The sequence below is a fragment of the Mesorhizobium sp. C416B genome, assembly GCF_030323165.1.
Classification (GTDB): Bacteria; Pseudomonadota; Alphaproteobacteria; order Rhizobiales; family Rhizobiaceae; genus Mesorhizobium.
The window spans coordinates 5,750,681-5,775,327 of record NZ_CP100471.1 but is presented as its reverse complement, the minus strand read 5'-3'; the positions used below and the strand labels follow the sequence as shown (position 1 = coordinate 5,775,327).

Annotated in this window: 21 protein-coding genes and 1 pseudogene; 6 read left to right on the top strand and 16 right to left on the bottom strand. The window is 59.3% G+C overall.

The window, feature by feature from the left end; translation table 11 throughout:
• Window positions 1–6: 6 nt before the first annotated feature.
• The 5 genes from NLY43_RS28090 to NLY43_RS28070 all read right to left on the bottom strand — a co-directional run bounded on the left by NLY43_RS28090 (window position 7) and on the right by NLY43_RS28070 (window position 8,322).
• Window positions 7–5,718, bottom strand: coding sequence for a HAMP domain-containing protein (locus NLY43_RS28090; RefSeq protein ID WP_031195793.1), 5,712 nt, complete (start codon window positions 5,716–5,718; stop codon window positions 7–9).
• 183 nt (window positions 5,719–5,901) lie between these two features.
• Window positions 5,902–6,036, bottom strand: coding sequence for a hypothetical protein (locus tag NLY43_RS28085; RefSeq protein ID WP_280790991.1), 135 nt, complete (start codon window positions 6,034–6,036; stop codon window positions 5,902–5,904).
• Window positions 6,037–6,485: 449 nt separating this feature from the next.
• Window positions 6,486–7,106 (bottom strand): cysteine hydrolase family protein, encoded by a 621-nt coding sequence (locus NLY43_RS28080; protein ID WP_023687850.1) that lies wholly within the window; start codon window positions 7,104–7,106, stop codon window positions 6,486–6,488.
• 23 nt (window positions 7,107–7,129) lie between these two features.
• A complete protein-coding gene (locus NLY43_RS28075; RefSeq protein WP_156933725.1) occupies window positions 7,130–7,615 on the bottom strand; it encodes a DUF6894 family protein in 486 nt (161 codons plus the stop codon).
• A 98-nt stretch (window positions 7,616–7,713) separates the two neighbouring features.
• Window positions 7,714–8,322: a LysE family translocator gene (locus NLY43_RS28070; protein ID WP_023712178.1), complete on the bottom strand. Its 609-nt coding sequence runs from the start codon at window positions 8,320–8,322 to the stop codon at window positions 7,714–7,716.
• Window positions 8,323–8,489: 167 nt separating this feature from the next.
• Here NLY43_RS28070 and ku point away from each other — a divergent pair, with 167 nt between their 5' ends.
• Window positions 8,490–9,782 carry a non-homologous end joining protein Ku gene (gene ku, locus NLY43_RS32660; protein WP_348529095.1) on the top strand — a complete coding sequence of 431 codons (1,293 nt, stop codon included), beginning with the start codon at window positions 8,490–8,492 and terminating at the stop codon, window positions 9,780–9,782.
• Between the two features lie 652 nt (window positions 9,783–10,434).
• On the opposite strand, the gene NLY43_RS28060 is transcribed toward ku, so the two are convergent.
• The 5 genes from NLY43_RS28060 to NLY43_RS28040 all read right to left on the bottom strand — a co-directional run bounded on the left by NLY43_RS28060 (window position 10,435) and on the right by NLY43_RS28040 (window position 14,272).
• Window positions 10,435–11,481: an ATP-dependent DNA ligase gene (locus NLY43_RS28060; RefSeq protein WP_023712180.1), complete on the bottom strand. Its 1,047-nt coding sequence runs from the start codon at window positions 11,479–11,481 to the stop codon at window positions 10,435–10,437.
• Window positions 11,482–11,609: 128 nt separating this feature from the next.
• Window positions 11,610–12,116, bottom strand: coding sequence for a YciE/YciF ferroxidase family protein (locus tag NLY43_RS28055; RefSeq protein WP_023668075.1), 507 nt, complete (start codon window positions 12,114–12,116; stop codon window positions 11,610–11,612).
• 331 nt (window positions 12,117–12,447) lie between these two features.
• On the bottom strand, window positions 12,448–12,867 hold the full coding sequence (locus NLY43_RS28050) for an HD domain-containing protein (RefSeq protein ID WP_023696314.1): 420 nt from the start codon (window positions 12,865–12,867) through the stop codon (window positions 12,448–12,450).
• 40 nt (window positions 12,868–12,907) lie between these two features.
• The gene (locus tag NLY43_RS28045) at window positions 12,908–13,318 is read right to left on the bottom strand and encodes a DUF427 domain-containing protein (protein ID WP_031199506.1); all 411 of its coding nucleotides are present in this window, start codon (window positions 13,316–13,318) and stop codon (window positions 12,908–12,910) included.
• A 633-nt stretch (window positions 13,319–13,951) separates the two neighbouring features.
• Window positions 13,952–14,272, bottom strand: a complete 321-nt coding sequence (locus NLY43_RS28040; protein WP_084561182.1) for a hypothetical protein — start codon at window positions 14,270–14,272, stop codon at window positions 13,952–13,954.
• A 551-nt stretch (window positions 14,273–14,823) separates the two neighbouring features.
• On the opposite strand from NLY43_RS28040, the gene NLY43_RS28035 reads away from it, so the two are divergent.
• Entirely contained in the window at window positions 14,824–15,048 is a 225-nt protein-coding gene (locus NLY43_RS28035) for a GNAT family N-acetyltransferase (RefSeq protein ID WP_245264005.1), read from the top strand.
• Window positions 15,049–15,128: 80 nt separating this feature from the next.
• On the opposite strand, the gene NLY43_RS28030 is transcribed toward NLY43_RS28035, so the two are convergent.
• Genes NLY43_RS28030 through NLY43_RS28015 form a run of 4 tightly spaced genes read right to left on the bottom strand, consistent with a single transcriptional unit; the run spans window position 15,129 to window position 17,501 of the window.
• Window positions 15,129–15,461 carry a hypothetical protein gene (locus NLY43_RS28030; RefSeq protein ID WP_023736049.1) on the bottom strand — a complete coding sequence of 111 codons (333 nt, stop codon included), beginning with the start codon at window positions 15,459–15,461 and terminating at the stop codon, window positions 15,129–15,131.
• Window positions 15,462–15,463: 2 nt separating this feature from the next.
• Complete coding sequence (locus tag NLY43_RS28025; protein WP_245260251.1) at window positions 15,464–15,826, bottom strand: hypothetical protein; 363 nt, start codon at window positions 15,824–15,826, stop codon at window positions 15,464–15,466.
• The gene (locus NLY43_RS28020) at window positions 15,823–17,043 is read right to left on the bottom strand and encodes an NRAMP family divalent metal transporter (RefSeq protein WP_023712183.1); all 1,221 of its coding nucleotides are present in this window, start codon (window positions 17,041–17,043) and stop codon (window positions 15,823–15,825) included. Before NLY43_RS28020 ends, NLY43_RS28025 begins: the two co-directional genes overlap by 4 nt.
• Window positions 17,040–17,501, bottom strand: coding sequence for a hypothetical protein (locus NLY43_RS28015; protein ID WP_245264003.1), 462 nt, complete (start codon window positions 17,499–17,501; stop codon window positions 17,040–17,042). Before NLY43_RS28015 ends, NLY43_RS28020 begins: the two co-directional genes overlap by 4 nt.
• A gap of 527 nt (window positions 17,502–18,028) precedes the next feature.
• Here NLY43_RS28015 and NLY43_RS28010 point away from each other — a divergent pair.
• From NLY43_RS28010 to NLY43_RS28000, 3 genes and pseudogenes are all read left to right on the top strand, one after another.
• Window positions 18,029–18,814, top strand: a complete 786-nt coding sequence (locus NLY43_RS28010; RefSeq protein ID WP_031199512.1) for an SDR family NAD(P)-dependent oxidoreductase — start codon at window positions 18,029–18,031, stop codon at window positions 18,812–18,814.
• A 608-nt stretch (window positions 18,815–19,422) separates the two neighbouring features.
• A pseudogene (locus NLY43_RS28005) lies at window positions 19,423–19,825 on the top strand (SDR family NAD(P)-dependent oxidoreductase); the annotation flags it as partial.
• A 90-nt stretch (window positions 19,826–19,915) separates the two neighbouring features.
• Window positions 19,916–20,161 carry a hypothetical protein gene (locus NLY43_RS28000; RefSeq protein WP_023712187.1) on the top strand — a complete coding sequence of 82 codons (246 nt, stop codon included), beginning with the start codon at window positions 19,916–19,918 and terminating at the stop codon, window positions 20,159–20,161.
• A 181-nt stretch (window positions 20,162–20,342) separates the two neighbouring features.
• Here NLY43_RS28000 and NLY43_RS27995 read toward each other — a convergent pair whose 3' ends face one another.
• Together NLY43_RS27995 and NLY43_RS27990 are read right to left on the bottom strand one after the other, a co-directional pair.
• Window positions 20,343–20,759: a response regulator gene (locus NLY43_RS27995; protein ID WP_023700039.1), complete on the bottom strand. Its 417-nt coding sequence runs from the start codon at window positions 20,757–20,759 to the stop codon at window positions 20,343–20,345.
• On the bottom strand, window positions 20,756–23,863 hold the full coding sequence (locus tag NLY43_RS27990; protein WP_031199513.1) for a CheR family methyltransferase: 3,108 nt from the start codon (window positions 23,861–23,863) through the stop codon (window positions 20,756–20,758). The genes NLY43_RS27995 and NLY43_RS27990 overlap by 4 nt, the downstream gene beginning before the upstream one ends.
• A gap of 146 nt (window positions 23,864–24,009) precedes the next feature.
• On the opposite strand from NLY43_RS27990, the gene NLY43_RS27985 reads away from it, so the two are divergent.
• Window positions 24,010–24,573 carry a response regulator gene (locus NLY43_RS27985; protein ID WP_023712189.1) on the top strand — a complete coding sequence of 188 codons (564 nt, stop codon included), beginning with the start codon at window positions 24,010–24,012 and terminating at the stop codon, window positions 24,571–24,573.
• Window positions 24,574–24,647: the final 74 nt, after the last annotated feature.

The following is a 24,647-nucleotide window of genomic DNA, read 5'->3' as shown; positions in this document are numbered from 1 at the left end:
CGGCCGTCAGTTCGCTGCCAGGAGAATTTTTTCCGGGCTCTCGACACGGGATCGGGCACGTCCGATCCAGACACGAAGCAGCGCCAGCAGGAGATCCAGATCGACGGGTTTGGCGATGTAGTCGGAAGCCCCGGCATCCAGACATTTTTGCCGATCCCCCTTCATCGCCTTTGCGGTGACGGAAATCAGCGGGATATGAGCAATCGCCGGTGTGCCGCGAATCCGCCGCATCGTCTCGTAGCCGTCCATCTCCGGCATCATGATATCGATCAATGCCACGTCGACATCGGGCGCCTGTTCAAGAAGCGCGATGCCATCACGGCCCCGCTCGGCATGCAGAACCTGTATGTCATAGGTCTCCAGAACACTCGTGAGCGAATAAATGTTACGAATGTCGTCGTCGACGATGAGAACTTTCGCCCCGGCGAGATCGGACTTGCCGTTGTGTTCAGTTCCTGCCCAGGCCTCTTGGCGACCTTCTCCCGGCAGCGTTGCCGAAATATGCAGCGCCAATTGAGCGAAGTTCTCCGCCCGCGGTGCTTCCGCCAAGGCCGGGTTCAATGCCAGTACCTGTTCAAGCGCGTCCGGGTGAGGTGTAAAGAACAGCAGCTGCGGCAAGGCTTCGCCGAATTGGCCGGTGATCTCGTCCAGCGCCTTTGCGTTGTCCTTGGCGGAGCGTCCAAAGCCGAGCACGACGGCATCATAGAAGGCGAGGCCAACGTCTTCTGCATTTGCCGCAACACGACCGATCGCGGTGACCGACGTTACGCCGTCGCGGATTGCCTCGACCAGAGCCAGACGCCGCTCCGGGTCAGGGTCCACGACCAGAACGCGGCGCTGAACGCGGAGCTTCTTCGAGTGGATATCCTGAAACACCTTCATCAGCTCGTCCGAGGAAACGGGCTTGGTGGAAATGCTGGACGCCCCCTTGCGTGCGAGACTGTCGATGTCTTCGGCACCCGAGATGACATGGATAGGAATTCCCCTCGTCTTCTGGTCATGCCGCAGCAGATCGAAAAGCACCCAGCCATCGATATCCGAAAGTCCGAGATCAAGTGTGATTGCGTCGGGAACGAGCTTGCGGGCCAATGCCAGCGTGCCGGAACCTGCAGTCGACAGAACGCCTTTCAGCCCGGCCGACCGGGCGAGGCCAAGCAGCAACCCGCCAAAGGTCGGATCGTCTTCGACGATCAACACGATCCGATCGGTGGGTAGGATTGAATCGCGGTCGTCGATCAGCTCTGCCGAGGGCGGACTGCTGAGCAGAGCTGTCGCAGCAACCGCCTCCGCCGCCGGAGCCAGGGTCGACTGTACTGTCGTCACGCGGGGGCCGTCGAACGGGATGATGAGGGTAAATGTCGACCCCTTGCCCGGCGTGCTTTCGACCCGCAATTCGCCGCCAAGCAAGCGAGCGATCTCGCGGCTGATCGAGAGCCCAAGGCCGGTGCCGCCATACTTGCGGCTGGTGGTGCCGTCGGCCTGCTGGAAGGCCTCGAAAATCAGCTTCTGTTTGTCTTCTGGAATGCCAATGCCGGTGTCGGTGACGGCGATCGCGAGAGCCTTCACCGGCTGCGTCGCGCCATTGCGGCGGCCGGCCTTTTCAACCCGGAAGTTCAGGCTGACCTCGCCTTCCGAGGTGAATTTGAATGCGTTGGAAAGCAGGTTGAGGACAATCTGCTGCAAGCGTTTCTCATCTGTGCGGACCGTGTCGGGAAGCGCCGGATCGACCTTGATGGTGAAGCCAAGTCCCTTGTCGGCTGCCAGCTGACGAAAAGTTCGTTCCATATGCTGGCGAAGATGCGTCACCGGCATATCGTTGATGTCGATGGAAACAGTGCCCGACTCGATCTTCGACAGATCGAGGATATCGTTGATGAGGCTGAGAAGATCGGTTCCTGCCGAATTGATGGTGCGGGCGAACTCTACCTGTTTTTCGTTGAGGTTGCCGTGCTGGTTGGTCGCCAGCAGGTTTGACAAAATGAGCAGCGAATTGAGCGGCGTGCGCAGTTCGTGGCTCATATTGGCCAGGAATTCGGATTTGTATTTCGACGTGAGCGCCAGTTGCTCGGCTTTTTCCTCCAGCGCGCGTCGCGCCATCTCGATTTCGAGATTCTTGTTTTCGACCTGCTTCTTTTCGTTCTCGAGCAGCTGCGCCTTTTCCTGCAGCTCCTCGTTTGTCGCATGCAGCTCTTCCTGCTTTTTTGTCAGCTCGGTTTGACGCGCTTGCAATTCCGACGTCAGCAGTTGCGACTGCTTGAGCAGGCCCTCCGTGCGCATCGTCGCAGCGATGGTGTTGAGAACGATGCCGACGGATTCCATGAGCTGGTTGAGGAACGACTGGTGTGTGTCACGAAACTCGCCGAACGAGGCGAGCTCGATGACGGCTTTGACTTCATCCTCGAACAGGGCAGGCAGGATGATGACATTGGCTGGCGAGGCGCTGCCAAGACCAGATGTGACCCGAAGGAATTCTGGCGGCACATTGTCCAGCATGATGGCGCGCTTGTCGGCGGCACTTTGCCCAACCAGGCCCTCTCGCAGATCAAGCCGCTGCTTGATGGCAGCCTTGCTCTCGGCGCCATAGGAAGCCGCCAGCTCAAGATAGGATTCCTCCTCGTCGCGATTGGTGACGTAGAACACCCCATACTGGGCGTTCACCAGAGGAGCGAGTTCGGACATGATGAGCCGCGAGACGGTGGCAAGGTCGCGCTCGCCTTGCAGCATGCGCGAAAACCGGGCGAGATTGGTCTTCAACCAGTCCTGCTCGGCATTCTTCAGCGTCTGATCCTTCAGATTGCGGATCATTTCGTTGATGTTGTCTTTCAGCGCGGCGACCTCGCCGGAGGCTTCGACGCTGATCGAACGGGTAAGATCGCCCTTGGTCACCGCCGTCGAAACCTCGGCGATGGCACGCACCTGGGTGGTCAGATTGGCAGCGAGTTGATTGACATTGTCGGTCAGGTCGCGCCAGAGGCCGGCGGCACCTGGCACACGCGCCTGACCACCGAGCTTACCCTCGATGCCCACCTCACGGGCGACGTTGGTCACCTGGTCGGCAAAGGTGGCAAGCGTCTCGATCATGCCGTTGATGGTGTCGGCCAGCAGGGCGATCTCTCCCTTCGCGTCGACCGTCAGTTTGCGCCTGAGATTGCCTTGCGCGACCGCCGTCACGACATCGGCGATGCCGCGCACCTGATTGGTCAAGTTCGTCGCCATCAGGTTGACGTTGTCGGTCAGGTCCTTCCAGGTACCGGCAACACCTTCGACGCGCGCCTGGCCACCAAGCTTGCCCTCGGTGCCAACCTCACGCGCGACTCGGGTGACCTCGCCGGCGAAGGAGTTCAACTGGTCCACCATGGTGTTGATGGTCGACTTGAGCTCCAGGATTTCGCCCTTCACATCGACGGTGATCTTCTTCGACAGGTCGCCGCGCGCCACGGCGGTCGTGACTTCGGCGATGTTGCGCACCTGGCCGGTCAGATTCTCGGCCATCGAGTTCACATTGTCTGTGAGATCCTTCCACGTGCCGGCAACGCCGCGCACCTGCGCCTGGCCTCCCAACTTGCCTTCCGTGCCGACCTCGCGTGCCACGCGCGTGACTTCCGAAGCGAAGGAATTAAGCTGGTCCACCATTGTGTTGATGGTGTCCTTCAGCTCCAGGATCTCGCCGCGGACATCGACGGTGATCTTCTTCGAAAGGTCCCCGAGCGCCACGGCGGTGGTTACCTCGGCGATGTTGCGCACCTGGCCGGTCAGGTTGGCCGCCATGGCGTTGACGTTTTCGGTCAGATCCTTCCACGTGCCGCCGATGCCGCGCACCTGGGCCTGGCCGCCGAGCTTGCCATCGGAGCCGACCTCGCGCGCCACACGTGTCACTTCCGAAGCGAAGGAATTGAGCTGGTCGACCATCGTGTTGATGACGTCCTTGATCTGCAAGATCTCGCCCAGCGCGTCGACGGTGATCTTCTGGGTCAAGTCGCCGGTCGCTATGGCCGTTGCCACCTTCGACACGTCACGCAACTGCACCGTCAAATTGCCGGCCATGGCGTTGACGTTGTCGGTCAGATCCTTCCAGGTGCCACCGACGCCTTCGACATGCGCCTGGCCACCAAGCTTGCCTTCCGATCCCACTTCGCGGGCCACACGCGTGACCTCAGAGGCGAAGGAGTTCAGTTGGTCGACCATCGTGTTGACGGTGTCCTTGAGCTCCAGGATCTCGCCTTTGACGTCGACGGTGATCTTCTTCGACAGGTCGCCGCGCGCCACGGCGGTGGTGACTTCTGCGATGTTTCGAACCTGGCCAGTCAGGTTGGCGGCCATGAGATTGACGTTGTCGGTCAAATCCTTCCATGTGCCGCCGACGCCCCTCACCTCTGCCTGGCCGCCCAGCTTGCCTTCGGTGCCGACCTCGCGTGCCACGCGCGTCACTTCCGAGGCAAAGGAGTTCAGTTGGTCGACCATCGTGTTGATGGTGTCCTTGAGTTCCAGGATTTCGCCTTGCACGGCGACCGTGATCTTCTTGGACAGATCGCCCGACGCGACCGCCGTGGTCACCTCGGCGATATTGCGCACCTGACCGGTCAGGTTCTCGGCCATCGAGTTGACGTTGTCGGTGAGGTCCTTCCAGGTGCCGGCGACGCCGCGCACCTGCGCCTGGCCGCCAAGCTTGCCTTCGGTGCCAACCTCGCGTGCCACGCGCGTGACCTCGCCCGCGAATGAATTCAGCTGGTCCACCATCGTGTTTATCGTGGATTTCAGCTCGAGAATCTCGCCCTTCACGTCCACCGTAATCTTCTTCGACAGGTCGCCCAAAGCCACCGCGGTCGTCACTTCGGCGATGTTGCGCACCTGGCCAGTCAGGTTCTCGGCCATGGAATTCACATTGTCGGTCAGATCCTTCCACGTACCACCAACACCCTCAACGCGCGCCTGGCCGCCAAGCTTGCCTTCAGTGCCGACCTCGCGCGCCACGCGCGTCACTTCCGAAGCGAAGGAATTAAGCTGGTCCACCATCGTGTTGATGGTGTTCTTCAGTTCTAGGATTTCGCCCTTGACATCGACTGTGATCTTCTTCGACAGGTCGCCCGACGCGACCGCCGTCGTAACCTCCGCGATGTTGCGCACTTGCCCGGTCAGGTTCGTGGCCATCGCGTTGACGTTGTCGGTCAGATCTTTCCACGTGCCGGCGACGCCCTTGACCCGGGCTTGGCCGCCGAGCTTGCCTTCCGTACCGACCTCGCGCGCCACGCGCGTCACCTCAGAGGCGAAGGAGGCCAACTGGCCGACCATGGTGTTGACGATCTTGCCGATGCGCAGGAATTCGCCGCGCAGCGGTCGGCCATCAATTTCGACCATCATGGTCTGCGAAAGGTCGCCCTTGGCGACGGCGCCGATAACGCGCGCAACCTCAGCCGTTGGCTGAACCATGTCTTCGATGAGATCATTGACTGAACGGACACTGGATTCCCAACTGCCGGTGGCATTGCGAACCCGGCCGCGCTCGCCTATCCGCCCCTCCTTGCCGACGACCCGGCTCAAGCGCTCGAACTCGCGCGTCACTTGGTCGTTGAGGTCAGCGATCTCATTGAAAGTCTCAGCTATCTCAGAATCGAGGCCTTCATAAACATTGTCGATGCGGACGGAGAAATCGCCGCGCCGGAAGGCTTTTAGAGAATTCAGGATGCTTCGACGGTCCAATTGCTTCTTGGATGCCTGCACGGTCACAGCGCCACTCCCAGCCCTATGGATTTATACGGATAAAGTTGCCCCCGCGGCCAATGGTGGATCGCGCCGCAAGACCCCAAACGCGGCATCTTCAATTTTGTTCCATCGTGCCGTGAATTCCAGGCCGACGGTTGCGCCTTGGTTTGAACGCCGGATTTTCATGATGCGGTTGTGGATTTATCGTGCTTCAGCCGACCACGACACGTCATAGCCGTTTGCCATTGCCAGAGAGGCATGAATTGCGTTGCGCAACTCGGAAGGCGAGGCAGCCACCCGGTGGTCGAAGCTCACGGCAATTTTCTTGCCGGACATGGCATGGACCATAAGCCCGACAATTCCTCGTCGTCGCAGCGACACTCAGGAAACTTGCGCGGATTCCATCGACCGCAAACGCCGTCGACACAATGTCGTCAGCGCGATTGCCAGCGACTAGGTTTCAAGGTCAATGACTTCGCTTTTCAGCAAATCACCCTCCCAGCGGAAGGCCGACGGCAGAGGCGCCGGATGTCTCGCAAAGATTGCTAGATGCCGGCATCGAGTCTTCGACGCTGTATCCTGTCCATTCTATGACGGTTGGCCGCGCTGTCGATAGCTCTGCAAGGCTTTGTACGCTTCCAGACACTGATTCACGCGAGCGAGCAGATCAGGCAATCGTGCCGTTCATATACGTTTTCCGGTTCACTGTAGTGCCGTCCGCCAACTGAAACAGTCCGCCCGACCAGAATGACGATTGTCGGCCCTTTCACTTGAAGCCCCCCAGATCAGCGAGTGAGTTGTGGCCAACACTCCAACACCTCCGCCATGCTGGCCGCCTCAATCTGCTCACTGAAGCGGGAATGGTAGACTTCCATCAGTGCGTCATGGGTCTGGTCGGCAGAGCTGCAGATGGCATCGGTGACGAGAATGACGCGAAAGCCACGATCGATGGCGCCAAGCACGGTCGCGAGAACGCAAACGTCGGTTTCGCCACCGGTGATCACGAGCGCACGCACGCCGGAGCCACTCAGCAGCGCGTCGAGCCGCCCCTCGGTCCAGGGCGAATAGACATGTTTGTCGACCACCGTCGCCGGCGGTACAAATCGTGCAAGTTGAGGCATCAGCTCGATCAGGCGCGGATCGATGTTGGAAAGGGTTACCTCCGCCCACCGACGATAGTAGTTTGCCCACATTCCCGGCGCCTCGCCCGGGCGGGCGGCAGGAATGAAGCGCGTGAACAGGGTACGGCTGGCATGTCTGGCGACCAGTTCTTCGATCGCCGGGACCACCTTTTCAGCCCACGGCACGGGCCAAGGTCCACCCGGCGCAAACAGGCGCTGCATGTCGACGCACAGATGCAGGCCATCGTCGCCTATTGGTCCGTGAATCAATCCTTGGGCGGCCACTGGTGGATTCCGTCGGGTTTGGGTTACTGGCCTGCCTGCCGCGCTGCATCGGCCTCAGCCACATCAACAGTGTAAAGCAATTCACCGTTTTCGTTGGATACCCTCACAAGCCAGCCGGACAGAGCGTCCGTGCCAGGCTGCAGGTCGGCGAGAAGATCGATTGCGCAGCGGATAGCTTCGGACCGGGCCGCCTCAAGGCTCGCCATCCTCGACGGCGGTATGCGTCGGCTGGTTTCGCCATCGCGATACTCAAAGACATATACGTCGCCGGCGCCGTCGCTTGCAGAGGTTATCTCGACCTGGTCGAAATTGCCGTTGCTGCTCGCGTCATATTCATTGGCTGCGAGATCAAAGGTCGCTGTCTGGACCAGGATTGCCTTTGCGCGGGCAAGCACGTCATCTTCAGCTTGTATCCCGACGTTTGCCATGTCCACCGTAACGCAGTCGCCGCCCTCGCCGCAAAATATCACCCGGCGAACCGACTGCCCGTCTGGCGCCCTGGCATTCACCACTTCGGTCCGAACGACTTGCATGACACTCTCCTGCCTGTCTGACAATGTTCATGGTGCGCTTTCGGTTCCTGCGGATGCAGGCGCCGGCCGGCAACTTAACGGCTTGCGCCGCCGCCAAAGGCCATTCCGAACCCAAGGCCAACAATGAAGAAGCCGGCGATCCGCTGCTGCCAAAGCCGCACACGAGGGCGCTTCAGGATCCAGGCGCCTATGCTGCCGGAGGCCACGGCATAGGTCCCCAACACCAACACGCCCGTCATTTTCTGAGTTGCTCCCAGCAGCAACAGTTGAAGCGTCACGGAACTCCCATGCGGATCAACGAACTGAGGCAGGAACGCTACCATAAACGTGATGGGCCACGGATTGAACAGATTGGCAATCATGCCTTCCCGTGCCGCGGCGACGGCCTTGATCGGGGCCGTATCCGGCCGGGCCTGTGTTTCCGGCTTCGTGAAGACCAGCCCTAGCCCGAGCCATACGAGATACGCCGCCCCAAGCCATTGCAGTGCTCCAAAAGCTAGTGGGGAGGTTCGCACGAGAGACGAAACACCGAACGCTATGAGAGGAAGCTGAACCATGCCGGCGCCGGCCGTCATCCCCAATACCGTGAACAGCGCAACCCTGCGTCCCTGCCCTATGCCGCGCGCCGTCACCAGCATGCTATCCGGCCCGGGCGGCATCTGCAGCAGGACGACCGTTCCCACGAATGCTATCCAGTGGGCGGGATCGATGACTTGTTCCTCTCAACAATGATGCTCTTGTTGGACTTGGAGCGGCGATATAGCCGGTCAACGCGAAGCTGCGGCGCCGAGGCCGTTGCGCAGAAGTAGCTCATGTCTGGTTCAGAATTAACTGCAGAGCCGCGACCGCCTTGCTCCACGATCATCTCGGCAATGTACTCCTTGAGGTCCCCGACTTCGTCCTGAATGTCCTCGGGGGCGATGCCTTCCTCGTCTGCATCCGCGATGCATTGGCTTGCGAGTTCCTCTGCGGCATCGACGCCCTTCCGCATGAGAGCAGGCTTTTCGATCACATGCTCCTCAATCCATACTCCGACGAAATGGACTGTACGATTTACGATGAGGTCAGCGTCTTCCGAGAGCTGCGCCTCGGTTTTCAAATCGTCCCTCGTCGACACTTTCATGGAACTCACCTCGGCAAATGGGCTCACTTCCAACGCCGACAGGTTGCCAAAAGATGCACCGTGCCGATGAAAATCGCTGTCGAGACCGACAGGATTTCCCCCTACCGGACATTCACGGTGCACCGAGCCCCCGCCGCAGGAACAATTCGAACGGAAACGCGTTGCCCTAGCTGGAAACGGGATAAGCGCAAAATGGCCGCGCCACGTGCTGCCTGGAAGGGCTTTTTGAAGGTTGGTTCGGTTACCTGCGGCGTGAAGATTGTCGGCGCAACCAGCGAAGCATCCAAGATCCATTTCAAGATTTTGAACCGCAAGGACGGTCTGCCGGTCAGGAGCGTCTACGCCGACGAGGAGACCGGAAAGCTGGTGGATGCAGCGGATCAGGTGAAGGGTTTCGAGATCGAAAAGGACGAATTTCTCCAGATCGAACCTGACGACATAAAGGCGTTGAAGCTGACGTCGAAGCACACGCTCGAAGTCGGCGAATTCGTATCGATTGACGATATCGATACGCGCTATCTCGAGAAGCCCTACTATCTGATCCCGGCCGACGGCGCCGCAATCGAAGCATACGGAGTGATCCGCGATGCCATGAAGAACAAGGGCGTGGCCGCTCGATCCTGCGTGGTGCTCTACCAGCGCGGCCGCGAAGTGCTGATTCAGCCCTATGGCAAGGGGATGGTGATGACCGAGCTTCGCAACCACAATGAAATGGTTTCGGAAAGCACTGTGTTCGATGGATTGGCCAAGCAGAAATACGACCCCGATCTGCTCGAAATCGCCGGCATGCTTATTGACAAAAAAGTGACGACCTTCGATCCCTCGAAATTTGAAGACACCTATGAAGACGCGCTGATCGCCATGATCGATGCAAAGCGCAAAGGCAAGAAGCTGCCGAAGCCCGCACCAAGGCCACAGGAGAATGTCATCAACCTCGCTGAGGTGCTGAAGAAGAGCCTCAAACAGGAAGGGCTGGCGAGATCCACAAAGAGAGCCTCACCGAAACGCAAGACAGCATAGTTGATAACTGCCCAGCCAGAAGGTCCGCACAGCAGCCCCAGCCGCCCTAAATCGCTCGGAACAATTCTCGCGGTTGCCCGTTGGCCACCAAGGACGATGCCTTGGCCGAGATCAAGAACGTCGACAGGGCAGTCCTCAAAGAGCCAGAGGCAGCGGATGCCAACATTGCGCTCAAAGGAGCCGGAACGCAGGACTCTGATCGGGCGCCGACAAGCCCCAGGACCGCTGGCCATCGGTAAAAATACATGGGGTGTGAAAAGACCCTTTCGCCTCCAGACGCGGCGACGCGCGACCGGTGGCGGGCCGAACCCCACGCCCAAGCGAAACCCGGAGAATAGATGTGCCCCCCAAACCAGAGCCAACCGAAGAGCCGCCAGTGGATGCGCCGACGTGGACGCCGGACATACGCGAGCCTGAGCCGGATCTTCTTCCCGACGAAGTGCCAGTTCCTAATCCGGACGAGAACCGTGATCCGCCAAAGCGAGGCGTGGTGACAGACTGAACAACGAGTTTGGTCCGGCATCCTCCTGCAAAGGCGTTTATCTCGCCGCCGGGTTCAAGATCGCCAGTGAAATGCGACTGGATTTGGCTGCGCCGAATGCTTGACGGATTTGGTCTCGATGGTGTGGACCTGTCGACGCCTCGCCAAGCCTCATTTTCCAAGTATCTGTTCGAACGTGCATTGCTTCGGGCTTTTGTCAGGACGCCATCGCAGAAATTTGGTGCCATGACGGAAACGATCGCCGGTGACATGATCGAACCGCACCTCCGCCACCAGTTCGGGCCGCAATGGCTCCCATTGTCCGCTTCTTTCCGTGCTCCACCGACTGGGACCGCCCGGCGCTTTTCCCGTGAAGCCAGGAGCCGATCGCAAAGCTTCAAGTTGTCGCGTAAGCTTGGCCCTGTCCTCCCGGGCGATCGTCGAAGTGAACCCGACATGGTCGAGTTGCCCCTGGTCATTGTACAGGCCAAGCAACAGGGAGCCGACTTCACGCGAATTCGCCAGGTAGCGGAACCCTCCGACGACACAATCGGCCGTGCGCAGGCGCTTGACTTTGACCATGGCGCGCTCGCCGGGCCGATATTCGTCATCGAGAAGCTTGGCAACGACCCCGTCGGTCGAACCTTGTCCGGATTGGCCAAGCCATCTGCCTGCCGCCGCCAAATCAAGCGTTGCCCGAGACAGTTCGAGATCCTTTCGCCCGGCCGACTTTACGAACAGTTCGAGTGCAGCGCGCCGAACCGAGAGCGCCTGTTGCATCAAGGCGCCCTCGGAGGTCGCCAACATGTCAAAGAGGATCAGCTTTGCCGGCGTCGCGACCGACAGTTTCCGGATCCTGCTTTCCGCCGGATGCAGCCGCATCTGCAAGGCGTCGAAAGAAAGAGAGCCTGCAATTTCGATCACGATCTCACCATCGACCACGAACTCTTTTGTTTTCAGTTCATGCAACATCGCGACGACTTCCGGGAAATACCGCCCTAACGGCTTGCCGGATTTTGCACGCAACTCCACGGCCGCGCCGGCTTTAAAGGCCAGGCAGCGGAACCCGTCCCATTTGGGTTCGTATTGCCACCGGCCAGCATCGGCCGGCAACGTGTCGGCAGCCTTTGCTTCCATCGGCGCCGTGCTCAACGCAACGCCGAAAGACGATTTTACACTCGTCGGCAGATCGCGAGTGATGGCAGATTCGCCCGTCATGAAAGTTCCGTGGACAACGATAGAGATCGACTCAACGCAGCATTGGTGCCGGCTTTGGAAAAAATCATGCTCCAACAGCGTTAGGTCATGACGAGATTTCAACCAATCTCATCATGACCTGGGACGGTCTACTCGGCAGCCTGCATGTTGATCTTGCTTTCCGCCATTTCGGTGAGCTTGCGATCGGTCGCCTGCTCTTCTTTCAGGTTCTTGGCCAATACGTTGGCGCAGTCACTGCGGCCAAGCTGCTTGGCCCAGGCGATGAGCGTGCCATATCTGGTCATCTCATAGTGTTCGACCGCCTGCGCCGACGCTATCAGCGCCGCGTCTAGAACCTCCTTGTCGTCGACGTCGCCGCTCACATCGTCGGCTTCCTCCAGAATGCCGTCTATCGCCGGGCAGTTGACCTCCTTGGCCTTGACGCCATGCAATTCGAACACCTGTTCGACGCGCTCGATATGGCCTTTGGTCTGCTCGAGGTGTTTTTCGAATCCGGCCTTCAATTGCGGATCGGTTGCCTTGCCGATCATCTTCGGCAGCGCTTTCTCGATCTGCTTTTCGGCGTAATAGATGTCGCGCAGCGTGTGCACGAAGAGATCGTCGAGTGTCTTGATGTCCTTCGAAAAGAAGCCCATGGCCTTACCTTTCATTGTGCAGAAGTTCGGGTCCGGCGGCGGCTCGCCCGCCACCCGCGGACGCCGGGAACTCGTCCCGGCTTGCTGGTCAACGCACCGGTGCCGGAGGAGTTCCTGATTCCGAGCCGGCCGTTACTCCTTTTCGGGACGCTGCGGTCCATCTCCGGAGGAGCTTTGACCCGAACACACGTTCCATGGTCCAGGCGAGGACCCTCAGGCGCACGCCGGCGCGGAAAAACTGACGGCCAGGAGAGCCGAAACGTGCTGTGCGCCGCAAGCTCTCGCAGGCGATGGCTGCTTCGGCAGATGCAATGCCAGCGCCGGGCGCGCACTATTGTCGGGAGAACTCTTGGTCAAGTATGCGAAGGCCCTCTTCATATTTGGCCGCCGACGCTCCGACCTGCCTCGACTGCCAGATGTTGTCCTTCAGATCGGCGCGTTTTACGGGGAGCGCCACTGGGTTCGACGCAGCCCGCCGGACAAAGGCGAAATACTCCTCATCCGGCCTGCGCGACATGGCATCGACCGCCGCGGTAATTGTCGGTCCGAAGCCTGCTTCTTCGAGCTTGGCGCGGGTCCAGCCCTCGCCTTTCTCCAGAACGTCATGAAGGTAGGCAACAGTCTTCTGATCGATTGTCTCGACAGCGTCGACGACACGGCGGCAATGCTCGATGTAGGGCCGCCCGGTCTTGTCGCGCTGCGACGCGTGAACCTCCTCCGCAATCTTTGCCGCCTGGTAGAAAATGCTCATCGCGCCTGTCGTTACCGTGATTGACTCTGCCTGATGAAACCTATTCGACGATATGTGGCGTGTGTCGCTTGTCCTCGGCAGGGTCGACATCGATACGGGCCTTTTCCGGATCGAAAGCGCCGTGACCTGCAATAGCCAGAGCAGCCGCATCGGGCGTTTCGTAGGCCCACATGAAATCATCGGAAGAACTGCCGACGGCGTGGACACGCCAGTAGCTTGCGGTGCCTTTGAGCGGGCACCAGGTGGTGGTGTCGGTCTTTTCGAAAAGATCGAAATAGATGTCCTCGAAGGGGATATAGAAAACGGGCTCGTGCCCGTCTTCACGCAGGACCTTCGCCCGCTCCGTAGCTGCGACGATGGCGTCGGAAAACCGCACCGTCACCGTGCCGGAAAACGGTTCTATGGCCAATCGGCCAAGGTCTTGCTGTGAAGTTGCGCCTGAAGTTTGCATCTGAATTTCTCCCTGGCGATTGCCGCAAGATCGGTCATGCCTGGAGACGAAATGCGCGGCGGCGCTTCAGGTTCCGGCATGTCCGATGAACCTGAATGGCGGGCCTGACTTAAAGCGCCTCCCGCTTGCCGTATCCAGCAGTTCTCGTTGGTAAGGCGCGGTGAAATGCTCGTCCAACCCATTCGAAGACTTTAGAAGGACGACACGGTCGTCGCTTCCATGGAGCGTCAGGGCTGGCACCGAAATGATCTTCGCCGCTACTTGCCGGCGGGCGAGTTCGTGGCTGGAGATGCTCCAGCTGTTTGGCCGTCGTCAGCTGCCGCCTCATGTACGGGCTCCAGGGCGGCCTCAGTTGCTGCCAAGTGGGCCGCAAGGTCCCTATAGACCTTGTCCCTGCCGCCATCGTGTTTAGCGATCAGGCCAAGTAGGTCATGACGGCTTAGCTTTGCAATCTTCATTAGGAATTCGAATTCGTGCTTCGGAATCGAGGCTGCTAAGCGATCGAGTTTGGCCCGCCGGGTCTCTTTGGACACATGTGCTCCTATGTATCCAGCCATGCGAGGCACGTACTCGGAGGCCCGCCATTGTCTTGATGGCGGGCCTTCGGGCGGCCGAAGCCGCTAGGTCTATCGGCTACTTGTTGCAATTTTGCACGGTCGAGGTCGTTGCGCCACTTGCAGTGTTGTTATCGATGTCATTGCCTGCGGCGTCCTTGCAACGGTCGGTCATGCCGTTCGATCTTGTAGTCGAGTTTGTGGAATTCGGATCGGTTGGCACGGTCGCATTCCCGCTGCCAGTGCCATTGCCAGCGGCGCCGCCGCTGCCAACAGTTCCAGTACCAGTTCCATTACCAGTGCCAGCCGTGCCGCCAGCACCCGTTCCATTTGTCTGCGCCAGGGCGGAACCGGCCAAGGCAATAGTTAGCACCGACGCGGCTAGAATTTTCTTCAACATTGGAGTCTCCGTGTTTGAATCGCCGAATTGCGATCGCTTTCCCAACGACAGGTTTTTCTCATTGTTCCCGGCGTAATGGATTGTGATCCGCAGCAGCCTTCGTCGAGGTGGATACTCTTGCCGGCGCACGAATTGTGATGAGACCTGACAAGGCAGGATGGGCTTTGTTCAACACCAAAGCGATATGTCGGGCGCGGCTGCATGCATCCGACGCGGATCGCGATGCGGAATGTGGGCAAGACGGGTTACAACAGAAGCGGCGATCAGAGCTGAGACCGAACCGGGCGCCTTGATGTTAATCTGACGGTTGAATCTCAAGACCATTCCGACGCGGGAGCAGAAGGCATGCCGGCTCAACCCGAAGGATTTACAATCGCTCTGGCTCACAACGGGGATGCACGAACGCAGGCGGCCGCTGCGCTCTACCGACAAAATATCGAACAAACCGGAATCGATGACCGGGCAGTGATCGGCGCGGAGCTTACCGACCCCTCGGGAAAGATCTGGGCTGGAATTCGGGCAGAACGGAACTGGGGCTCCTGTTTCTCGACATGTTCTTCTTGCCTGAAAAATTGCGTGGCCGATCCTATGGATCACAGCTTCTTATGGCGATCGAGGAGGAAGCCATTAGGCGCGGATGCAAGAGAGCCGTCGTCGAGACGAGCAGTTTCCAGGCGCCTCAATTTTACCGGCTTCATGGGTTTGAGGAATTCGGCAAAGTCGAATTCGTTATTCCAGGACAGGCCCGCATCTTCCTTCGCAAGAACCTGCAGTAATCTTTGCGGAGGCGCCATCTGCGCGAACGGCTGTTCGCCGGCAAAATGCCGGCGCCTTAGCCCTCCCGAGCCGTAGCCATCTACTCCCGAAGGTCCTTTTGCCCTTTCCATCCAGGAAGCTCGGTCATCGGGCATAGCAGCCGCGGTCGCGCCGGATCGGAGATATCGAGTTTATCCCAGGGAATGCGGTACAGGCCGTCGCGGCGGCGCAGCCGAAGCAGGTCGAGCATCGCGATGCCGATGGTCGAGGCCGACAGACGCTCGAACGCGGCGTAGATGCCAACGTGGAATTCAGTAACGACGAGCTCGTCGCCACGCTGTTCGGCGAGAATCTCTTCGATGTGACCGATGCTCTTTCCACGCTGCGAGAGCACGCGTCGCCCGGCAAGATGTTCGAGGTTGACTGTCCTCATCATCACGCTCCTGGGATGCGCCCGATGACATGATCGCGCAACCAGTCCTGCCAGGCGAAAATCGACGTCTCGCCCACCTCGATGTCACATTCGATGTCGAGCCCGTTGTCCTGCACCTTTTTCCACGCAATCCTGTGTGGCTCGGCGTGGCGTTTGCCACCCACCCTCGTCGCCAGTTGCGCCATCCATTCCCCGGGCCGCGCGCCAAGGCGGCGCGCCAAAGTGATGGAGCCGAGTTCTATCGCGACAATCCTTGGTGGTTTGCCCCGCCGCAACTCGGCCACCACTCCGTCGACCTTGCCGATCTTGACCCGCCGGCGGTCGAACACCTGCTTGTCCAGGAGATCACGCATCAATTCCATCATGTGCCTCCGAATATCTGCAGCGGAATCGTCACCACGGCGAGCACGAAGGCAAGCGCGATAATGAAGACAACGGCGGCATTCGAAATGATGCCGTTGCGATGTTCGCCGACATAGCGTTCGTCATTCAGCAGGAAGAGAAATGGAACTACCGTCAGCGGAAGGCTCGCCGCTGTTACCGCCATGGAAAAGATGGTCAGCCTCAGTGGGTCGAGGCCAAGCATGATCGGAATGGCGGCCAAAAACAATGATGCCGTATAGACGGCACTGAAGCCCGGATCATCGCGCGGCTTGCGATCCTCGCCCCACGTCCAGCCAAAGCCCTGTGCCACCAGATATGCCTGTTGCAACCCGACTTCGAGTGCGGCGCCGAAACAGGCAATGGCTAGCGAGGCAACGAATAGAACGAACCCCCAGAAGCCGAATATAGGGATCAGCATCAACGGCAGTTGGTGATAGTCGTCCACCTGGTCGATGCCGTGCGTCGCGAGAACGAGAGCAGCGACGATCAACACGCCGATCGAAATGGTCCCACCGAAGGTCATGCCCAGCCCGGCGATGGCACGATTGGCCCCAAGGTGGCTTTCATCCCACTTGTCCTCGATAGCTCCCGAGGAATAAAACATGAAAAGATAAGGCGATATCGAGGCGCCGAGAATGCTGGCCGCCATGAACCAGTAATTGATGGCATCGTGAGCCGGCAGCGAAGGCACGGCGCTGCCAGCGACCGCTGTCCAGTCGGGCTTTAACATCACCGCACCAACCACGAAGCACAGCGTCACGAGGCCGAGGACCGAAACGCCTTTCTCGATAAAGCCAAACGTGCCTTTCCACAGCAGCAACCATGCCAGCAACGCCACCGGCAGTGCCCACCACTGGAAGCCTATGCCGGTGGCAAGTTCGAGTGCGATGGCCACACCGCCGATCTCAGCGGACAGCACCATGAAATTGACGAGAAGGACGACGAGCAACGGCCATAGGAAGACGTTGAACCCAAATCTTTCACGAATGCCCTCTGAGATCGTGTGATGGCTCATCGCGGCGAACCGACCGGCCATTTCAACCAAAAAGATGATGCATATGGTGCCGAGAACTATGGCCCAGATTAGCTGGAATCCGAAGGCGGCACCCGCCTGCGCCGCCGTAGCCATCGACCCGACTTCGAGGAAACCTCCGACACTGGTGACGACGCCAAGCGATATTTCCAGAAGCTTCTTCACGGCTTTGGTCCGAAAGCGCTGGTGTAAGCGGCGGCGAGCGAGCGCATGGCCGCCCGAAGATCCTGTTGTGCGCTTTTCACCTCAGTGCGATTGTTCACCCGCAATCCCGCCTCGGCATGCGCCACCGCCACCGACAAACTGTTGACTGCTGCCGTCAGTCCTGCTCGCTCGGCTAGTTCAGCGGTCTCGGCCGATCGAATTTGCGCCTCGACATCGGCCAGCGTTTTTCCGACCGAGTGCAGTGCGGCCGTGGCATAGGCGGACGGTGCCGCTCCCTCCACCCAGGCATCCAGTACCATCGATACGGTCTGTGCCGCGGAGGCCGCTGTTCGTGATTGCTGCGCCACCTGATTGGAAGACGAGCATCCGGCCAACCCGGCTAGCATCAGAAGCAAGCACAGCCAGCCAACCGGAAAATGACGGTCGTTATGGGGTACAGCGCGCGTTGGATGCGCCACGCGGATTTCCTCCCCTGCCCGAACCAACTGCGTCCGGCATCAATGATCTAGAGCGCTCGGAGAGCTCGTCAAACGAAACCGACGACGAGCCTGTGAGGTCGGCTAGTCCAACGTAACAAAACGCTCCATCCCGGACAGCCGTTAAAAGAGGGGGCCCGCGCTTCTCTTTGGCGCGGAGAAGCGCGGGCAGATCGGGCTGAGGGGATGACCCGATCGCGCAGCATCAACATGGGAGGGCAACAACGCTGCACGGTTCGAACTTCCAACCGGGCCACTTGTTCCAACTTCAACTGATCCGTTCTGAGTACTCAATCCATGCGTTTGGGGGGCCTTTTTGAAGGTAGGCCGTGGCGAGTTCTCATGGCGTAGAACGGTTTTTGTCGCAACGGCCCATCCCTGAATGCGCGCGACGACCGCGATGACGACCGTCGCCTGACCGTCATGACAGCGCACGATCAATCCAGCCCAAACGCCGCGGAACAATTGTGCCCACTCGTGGTTCCGATGGCACGAAGATGGAGGATATGATGACGGACGCCAAACTCGCTGTGGTGACCGGCGCCTCGAGTGGCATCGGAAGGGAACTCGCAAAGCTGTGCGCTAAAGACGGCTACGACCTGATCATCGCCGCCGACGAGCCGGCTATCCGGCAGGCGGCAGAGGCACTTGAGACCCACAATGTAACGGTCGAAGCCATTGAGGCCGATCTGGCGACCGTCGAGGGCGCCGATCGGTTGATCTCCCAGATCGGCGATCGCGATATCGACCTGTTGTTTCTCAATGCGGGACGCGGGCTCGGCAACGGCTTCGTCGACCAGGACTGGCGAAAAGTCCGCCGGATCATCGACACCAATGTCACCGGAACGGTCTATCTGGCGCATGAACTCGGCGCCAAGATGGCCCGGCGAGGTCGCGGACGCATCCTGTTCACCGGGTCGATCGCCGGCTTCATGCCCGGAACATTCCAGGCCGTCTACAACGGCACGAAGGCGTTCATCGATTCCTTCTCGATCGCGCTCCGCCATGAGCTGAAAGATAGCGGCGTGACGGTCACCGTGCTGATGCCTGGCCCCACGCAGACGCGATTCTTCGAGCGCGCTGAAATGATGGATACCAAGGTCGGCACCGATGAAAAGGACAATCCGGCCGATGTCGCCAAGACGGGTTACGAGGCGATGATGGCCGGTGATGAACAGGTCGTCAGCGGTTGGAAAAACAAGCTGCAGGTCGCCGCCGCGCATGTCACGCCGGCAGCCACTTTGGCCGAACAGCACCGTAGGATGGCCGAGCCGGGGTCGGCGTCCAGCGACTGAGCCAATATTCGCGCCATCAAACGGGCTGGCATTCGCAGAGACCGCATGTGCTGCGCGACGCAATCAATCGCTGCCGCAAGGACGGCACCATCTCGGTCCCCACGGCGTCTGTGTTGGCCTGGTCGATCACATCCCGTCTGGCGCGGCGATGAATAAGAGACCGGCTTTCCGGATGGGCCAGACGCATACGCAACGCTGCCTCGAACCTCTTTTGGCCATGGTCCAGAACGGCGCAATCGATCGCTCCTTGTGATTACCCACCGGACCGATCTGAAAGCAGGGCCGGATCTCTACAAGACGTTCCGCGACAATCAGGAGGTTGTGTCAAAGTGGTGATGCCGCCTCACGGCCGAGACGGGCAAGGCGACCGACACTCACTGCAATCACAAGGGAACATTCGCGTCGACGGCCGGTTAGGTGCCACTTCCGTAACGGTCACCTGCCGTCAAAGCGAGCCCATGATGAACCACGACCAGCATGACAATGTACCAGACGCAGCGCGCAGACTTGTGGTTGGAAGCATGGGGGGAGGAATTCTCGCCGCTTATGCTTCCACGGCGTCAGCCGATACGGGAACAGTGCCTGCTAAAGCAGGCCCTGCGAGCCCGATGCTAAAACAGAATCCGGTGACGCAATATCAACAGCCGCCGTTCAAGCCACAGGAACAGAAGTGGCCGGGTTTGGCCAGCAAGATGGTGCCGCGCCCGGATCACGGCGAAACGACCTACAAAGGATCAGGCAGGCTTGCCGGCCGCAAAGCGCTGATAACCGGCGGCGATTCCGGTATTGGTCGTGCGGCGGCGATTGCATTCGCGCGCGAGCGTGCGGACGTTGCTTTCGGCTACCTCCCCGAAGAACAGGAAGACGCCGACGAACTGGTGGACCTAATAAAAGCGGCAGGTCAAAAGGCTTGCCGGCGATATCCGCAATGGAGGCCTTTGCAGAAAGCTGGTCGATGAAGCAGCAACGCCCCTCGGCGGTCTCGACGTCCTGGTCAGCAACGCTGCCCGCCTCACTAGAGTCCACGGTCCTCAAAAAGGGGCGCCAAGGCCACCGCTCCTTAGGCGTGGTGGGCTTTCAGACTGTCTACAGGAGGAACCAATGGCTGGCGATGAAATAGAAAGAAGGCGACTGCAGATGTTGATCGAACAATATCTGGAGACCCGTAAGCGACGGCACGATTTCGTGTCGATCGCGAATGCCGAACTCGCGATCAAGGCTGTCATGCCGCATTGCCCGGTGTCGAGCGCAGCGTTGGCAGAGATGATTGCCGCTGGCGCCGTCACTTACGGCCTTGGCGTCCTATTCGACGCGAGGAAAACCGAGGGCGAACTGCCCGTTGTTTGATAAGCTCACACGGCTGACCAATCGTCGCGCGGTGGCGAACTTTCGCCCAGCGCTGGAGTACGCCAGACCGCGAGCATGCCAATCGTGCCGGCCGGATCGCAGGCACTTGCCGGCGACGCCGGCTCGGGCCTGGACCCGAATGTCGTCGCATCTCTGGTGAAAAACCAGTGTCTTTGTGCAGTTATCGGGCTTCTCGTTGGGTTGGCACCGTTCCGCTGTCTTGGTGTCTTGCCAAAGCTGTCGGTTGAACACCGAGCATATTTCGCACGGCCTCGACCAGCGCGGCAGCCCACACGGGTTTTGACAGCATCTTGTGATGACGCAAATCTTGCGGGATGTCGGATGCCGTGTACCCACTGACGAAAACAAACGGAATTCCGCGTTGCGCTAGAAGAGGGACAAGGGCAGCGCTGGTCTCGCCGCCGAGACCAATGTCCAGGACCGCAGCAGATATGACTTCACTCTCGATCAGCTTTTTCGCGCGAGCAACGGACGGCACTGGCCCGGCGATGGCGAAGCCGGCCTCTTCCAGGATTGCGCGGTGCTCCTCCGCGACCAGCCATTCATCTTCGACGACAAGGATACGAGATGCAGTCACGTTTCGCTCTCCCGATGATCAAACGGAAACTCAATCCGCAAGCTCAAACCATCGGAACCGAAAGATGTTTCAAAATTTCCGCCAAGCCGATACTCAATTTCGCCCTTCACCAGCGAAAGACCAAATCCCGTCTTCTCAGGCGGACTGACAGCGGGACCGCCGCTTTCTAACCATTCGAGCTGAAAACCGTGATCCGACGCCGACCAAGTCACGGACACCACGCCGTTTGGCACGGACAAGGCGCCATATTTTCCAGCATTCGTGGCAAGTTCATGGATCACCATGCCAAGCGACAGGCCCTGCTGAGGCTTGAGCCGAATGTCCTCGCCTGTGGTGTTGATGCGTTCCAGCCCGAACGGCTCGACTTCCTGCCGCACGATTTCCTCGACCGAGACCTCTTTCCAGCTTTCGCGCGAGAGCACTCCGTAGGCCCGCGCCATGGCGCGCAGGCGACCGATGAGCGCTTCGGCGAAAGCCTCCGAAGAGGGAGCATTTTTCAGGGTCTGACTGGCAATGCTGACCGTAACAGCCAGCATGTTCTTGACCCGATGGTTGAGTTCCGAGATCAATACCCGCTGGTGGGCTTCGGCTTCAGCCATGGTCGTCACATCGACAAAGGTCACCACCACGCCCTGGATTTTCCGCGCGCTGTCGCGGTAGGGGATCAGCCGCACGAGATAGTGGATGCCGTTGCTATCGCGCGGCAGCTGGTGCTCGATCATCTCGCCGGCCCTGAAAACCTGGGCAATATGGTCGCGCAGGTGCGGATAATCGAGCCGGCTGGCAAGATCGGTAAGCGGTCTTCCGATGTCGGTCGGCAGCAAATTGAAGAACGAAGACGCCGCCGGCGTGAAGCTGCGGATAACCAGCTTGGTATCGAGAAAAACAGTCGCGATCTGTGTGCTCTCGAACAGGTTCTTCAGATCGCTGTTGGCCCGATCGAGATCCTCGATCTTGGAAACCAGTTCGGCATTGATGGTGTTCAATTCCTCATTGAGGGACTGCATTTCTTCCTTGGAAGCCTCAAGCTCCTCATTGGATGACTGGGCTTCTTCGTTGACCGAGACGAGTTCCTCATTGGAAGATTTCAACTCCTCCAATGCGGTCTCATATTCTTCGATCGTCGATTGCAGGCGCTCGCGCGTATCGCGGAGCTCGCGCTCGAAATCAGCAATCCCGGATGGCTGTCGAACCTTTAGAGCCTCCAGCCGCGGCTGCGGCTGGCCCACCGGTTCGAACAGGACGAGAAACAGCGGCTCGCCGCTGCCGCGATCAACCAAGGGCTCGATCGTCAATGTGACGAATTGGACACGATCTTCATCTTCTTCAATGGCTATCGCTTCGCGCACAACCGTGCGCCGGCCTTCGGCCGCTTCCCGCAAAGCGCCGCGCAGTTCCAGACGCAGGCCGCTGCGTGCCATTGTGAGCAATTGTCTGCTCGGCACCCCTTGCGGCGGCTCGAGATATTTGCCGGTTCTGACCGAGTAATAGACGACATCTCCATCACCATTGATGACGACATGGGCCGGAGCGTAGCGTTCGAGAACATGGGCTTCAACGGTTTGCCTTAGGGAATAAGACAACCCGCGGCGGGCATGAGTGTCATTGGCGCTGGAAAAGTTGCTTGCAGGCGCAGCATTCAACAAGATCGGCAGCCGCGGCGGCGCCGTATGTTCTCGTGCCTTGAATATCCGTTGTTTCTTGTCGACCGGTGCAAACAGATCGGCATGCTGGCTTATGCTCTCGGAGGTGCCAAGGAACAGATAGCCGCCGGGCTTCAGCGAATAGTGGAAGGTCGGAATAACCTGCTTTTGCACATCGGGGCCGAAATAGATCAGCAGGTTCCGGCACGACACCATGTCCATGCGCGAGAAGGGTGGATCACGGATGACGCTGTGCGCCGAGAAGATGCAGAGATCACGTACGCTCTTGCTCAAGATGAAACTTGTGCCGTCATTGCTGAAGAAGCGTTCGCGACGTTCAGGCGAAACGCCCGCAAGCAATGACTCCGGATAGCGCGCCGAACGTGCGATGCCCAACGCCGCGTCATCGATGTCCGTGGCGAAAATCTGGATGCGCGGCACAGCCGAAAGTGTATCCATATGCTCGCGCATCAGCATTCCGATCGAGAAGACTTCCTCGCCGGTTGCGCAGCCGGGCACCCAGACGCGGATCGTATCGTTGGCGTCCTTGCCTTCGAAAAGTTTGGGGATGACGGTCTCTTCCAGGGTCTTGAAAGCGTCCGTATCGCGGAAGAAATTTGTCACGTTGATCAGCAGATCGCGAAACAGCGACCGCACTTCCTCCGCATTTGAACGAAGCAACTCTATATAGGCATCGATCGCGGTGTTCTGCGTTATTTGCATGCGTCGCCTGACGCGACGCAAGAACGTCTTGGCCTTGTAGCCCGAGAAATCATGTCCCGAATGGCTGCGCAGGATCGCGTAGATTTCCTCCTGGCCCTTGCGGAGTTTCAAAGCACTGGCCTTGCCATCGTCAGCTTCAAGCTCGTCGAGCAGTTCAAAGCTATGGGCAAATTCCATGAGTTTCGCACCCATCTCATCGGCCGGGATGGCGATATCGATCAGACCGGAACTGATCGCGCTGCGCGGCATGTCGGGATTGCTCGGACCCGACTCGTCGGAGAGTTGCGCCAGCGTCAGGCCGCCATGCTCCTTGATTGCCTTGATGCCCAACGTACCGTCGGAATCGCCGCCCGACAGGACGACGCCGACGGCGTATTCGCCCTGATCCTCGGCCAGCGCGCTGAAAAAGATATCGATGGGCTTGCGCTCCCTGGACACGGAATTCGGTTGGCGCAGCTTTAGGCTGGAATTTTCGATGGTGAGGATCGCATTGTGCGGCATCACGTAGACGGTGTCAGGATGGATATCCATTCCATCTTCAGCGACACGAACCGGAATTCCGGTGTAAAGCGCAATCACTTCGTGCAGCAGACTTTCCCGTTCCGGGCTGAGATGCGTGACGATCACGAACGCCATCCCGCTCGAAGACGGCATCCCGCGAAAAAATCCCTCCATGGCGGCAATGCCGCCCGCAGAGGCGCCAATACCGACTATGGGGAACCTCGGCAGCTTTTGCATCAATTGTCCTGCTTCAGTGAAATGCAACGCGGCAGCGCTGATTTCGATCCAATGTGTAAACCGTTCCTACTCAAATTCCCATCCCGCACCGCCGATAGCCACGGAACCGATGGACGCGACCGCCGTTTAAAGCCCGGAGGGCTGCTATGTTATTAGGCATGCGAATTCTGCTCGTCGAGGACGAATTCTTGCTGGCAAGCGAACTTGCCTCTTATTTCAGCGATTGTGGGGCGACCGTTTTGGGGCCGGTGTCGTCAGTCAGCCGGGCTCGACGATATATCGATTCAGCGGATGGGGCGGTGCTGGACATCGACCTCAACGGTGAGACTGTTTTTCCCCTCGCCGACGAGCTGACGGACAGAGGCATCCCGTTCGTATTCTTCTCCGGAAACGATCAGATCACCCTGCCGGAGCGGTTCCGATACACCCAAAACCTCTCCAAGCCGGCCGGGTTCAGGACGGTTGCCGGGATCCTCGCCGCGCAGTCAACAGCGCTTGGTGAAGACAACGTTTTCCGCGCTCTTCCAAAACTGAGGCTGTCCGCGCGGCTGCTGCTGGGCGACCCACAGGCGGCCGATCGCCTCGTCGAACGGACATTGAAGGCGGCGCTGGAGGAGCGGTTGTCGCGACATGACCTTCCCTTGAGCGAATGGCTCAACACACTCATGGAGGAGGTGCTCAGCAACGACAGGTCTGGCATTATGAATTAAGATTGTCCGATGGTTTGCCGCAGGCCGCCCTGTCGACCGCCCCCCGCCACGGTACCCTCCCCCAAGAGCGTTTC

What these genes read in the sequence shown, in the direction of transcription:
- NLY43_RS28045 (WP_031199506.1), bottom strand. Translation starts at nt 13,318, where the DNA reads ATGCAAACTTCAGGCGCAACTTCACAGCAAGACCTTGGCCGATTGGCC.
- NLY43_RS28035 (WP_245264005.1), top strand. Translation starts at nt 14,824, where the DNA reads ATGTTCTTCTTGCCTGAAAAATTGCGTGGCCGATCCTATGGATCACAG.
- NLY43_RS28000 (WP_023712187.1), top strand. Translation starts at nt 19,916, where the DNA reads ATGGCTGGCGATGAAATAGAAAGAAGGCGACTGCAGATGTTGATCGAA.
- NLY43_RS28060 (WP_023712180.1), bottom strand. Translation starts at nt 11,481, where the DNA reads ATGACGGGCGAATCTGCCATCACTCGCGATCTGCCGACGAGTGTAAAA.
- NLY43_RS28010 (WP_031199512.1), top strand. Translation starts at nt 18,029, where the DNA reads ATGACGGACGCCAAACTCGCTGTGGTGACCGGCGCCTCGAGTGGCATC.
- NLY43_RS27985 (WP_023712189.1), top strand. Translation starts at nt 24,010, where the DNA reads ATGTTATTAGGCATGCGAATTCTGCTCGTCGAGGACGAATTCTTGCTG.
- NLY43_RS28025 (WP_245260251.1), bottom strand. Translation starts at nt 15,826, where the DNA reads ATGATGGAATTGATGCGTGATCTCCTGGACAAGCAGGTGTTCGACCGC.
- NLY43_RS27990 (WP_031199513.1), bottom strand. Translation starts at nt 23,863, where the DNA reads ATGCAAAAGCTGCCGAGGTTCCCCATAGTCGGTATTGGCGCCTCTGCG.
- NLY43_RS28030 (WP_023736049.1), bottom strand. Translation starts at nt 15,461, where the DNA reads ATGAGGACAGTCAACCTCGAACATCTTGCCGGGCGACGCGTGCTCTCG.
- NLY43_RS28050 (WP_023696314.1), bottom strand. Translation starts at nt 12,867, where the DNA reads ATGAGCATTTTCTACCAGGCGGCAAAGATTGCGGAGGAGGTTCACGCG.
- NLY43_RS28040 (WP_084561182.1), bottom strand. Translation starts at nt 14,272, where the DNA reads ATGTTGAAGAAAATTCTAGCCGCGTCGGTGCTAACTATTGCCTTGGCC.
- NLY43_RS28085 (WP_280790991.1), bottom strand. Translation starts at nt 6,036, where the DNA reads ATGTCCGGCAAGAAAATTGCCGTGAGCTTCGACCACCGGGTGGCTGCC.
- NLY43_RS28055 (WP_023668075.1), bottom strand. Translation starts at nt 12,116, where the DNA reads ATGGGCTTCTTTTCGAAGGACATCAAGACACTCGACGATCTCTTCGTG.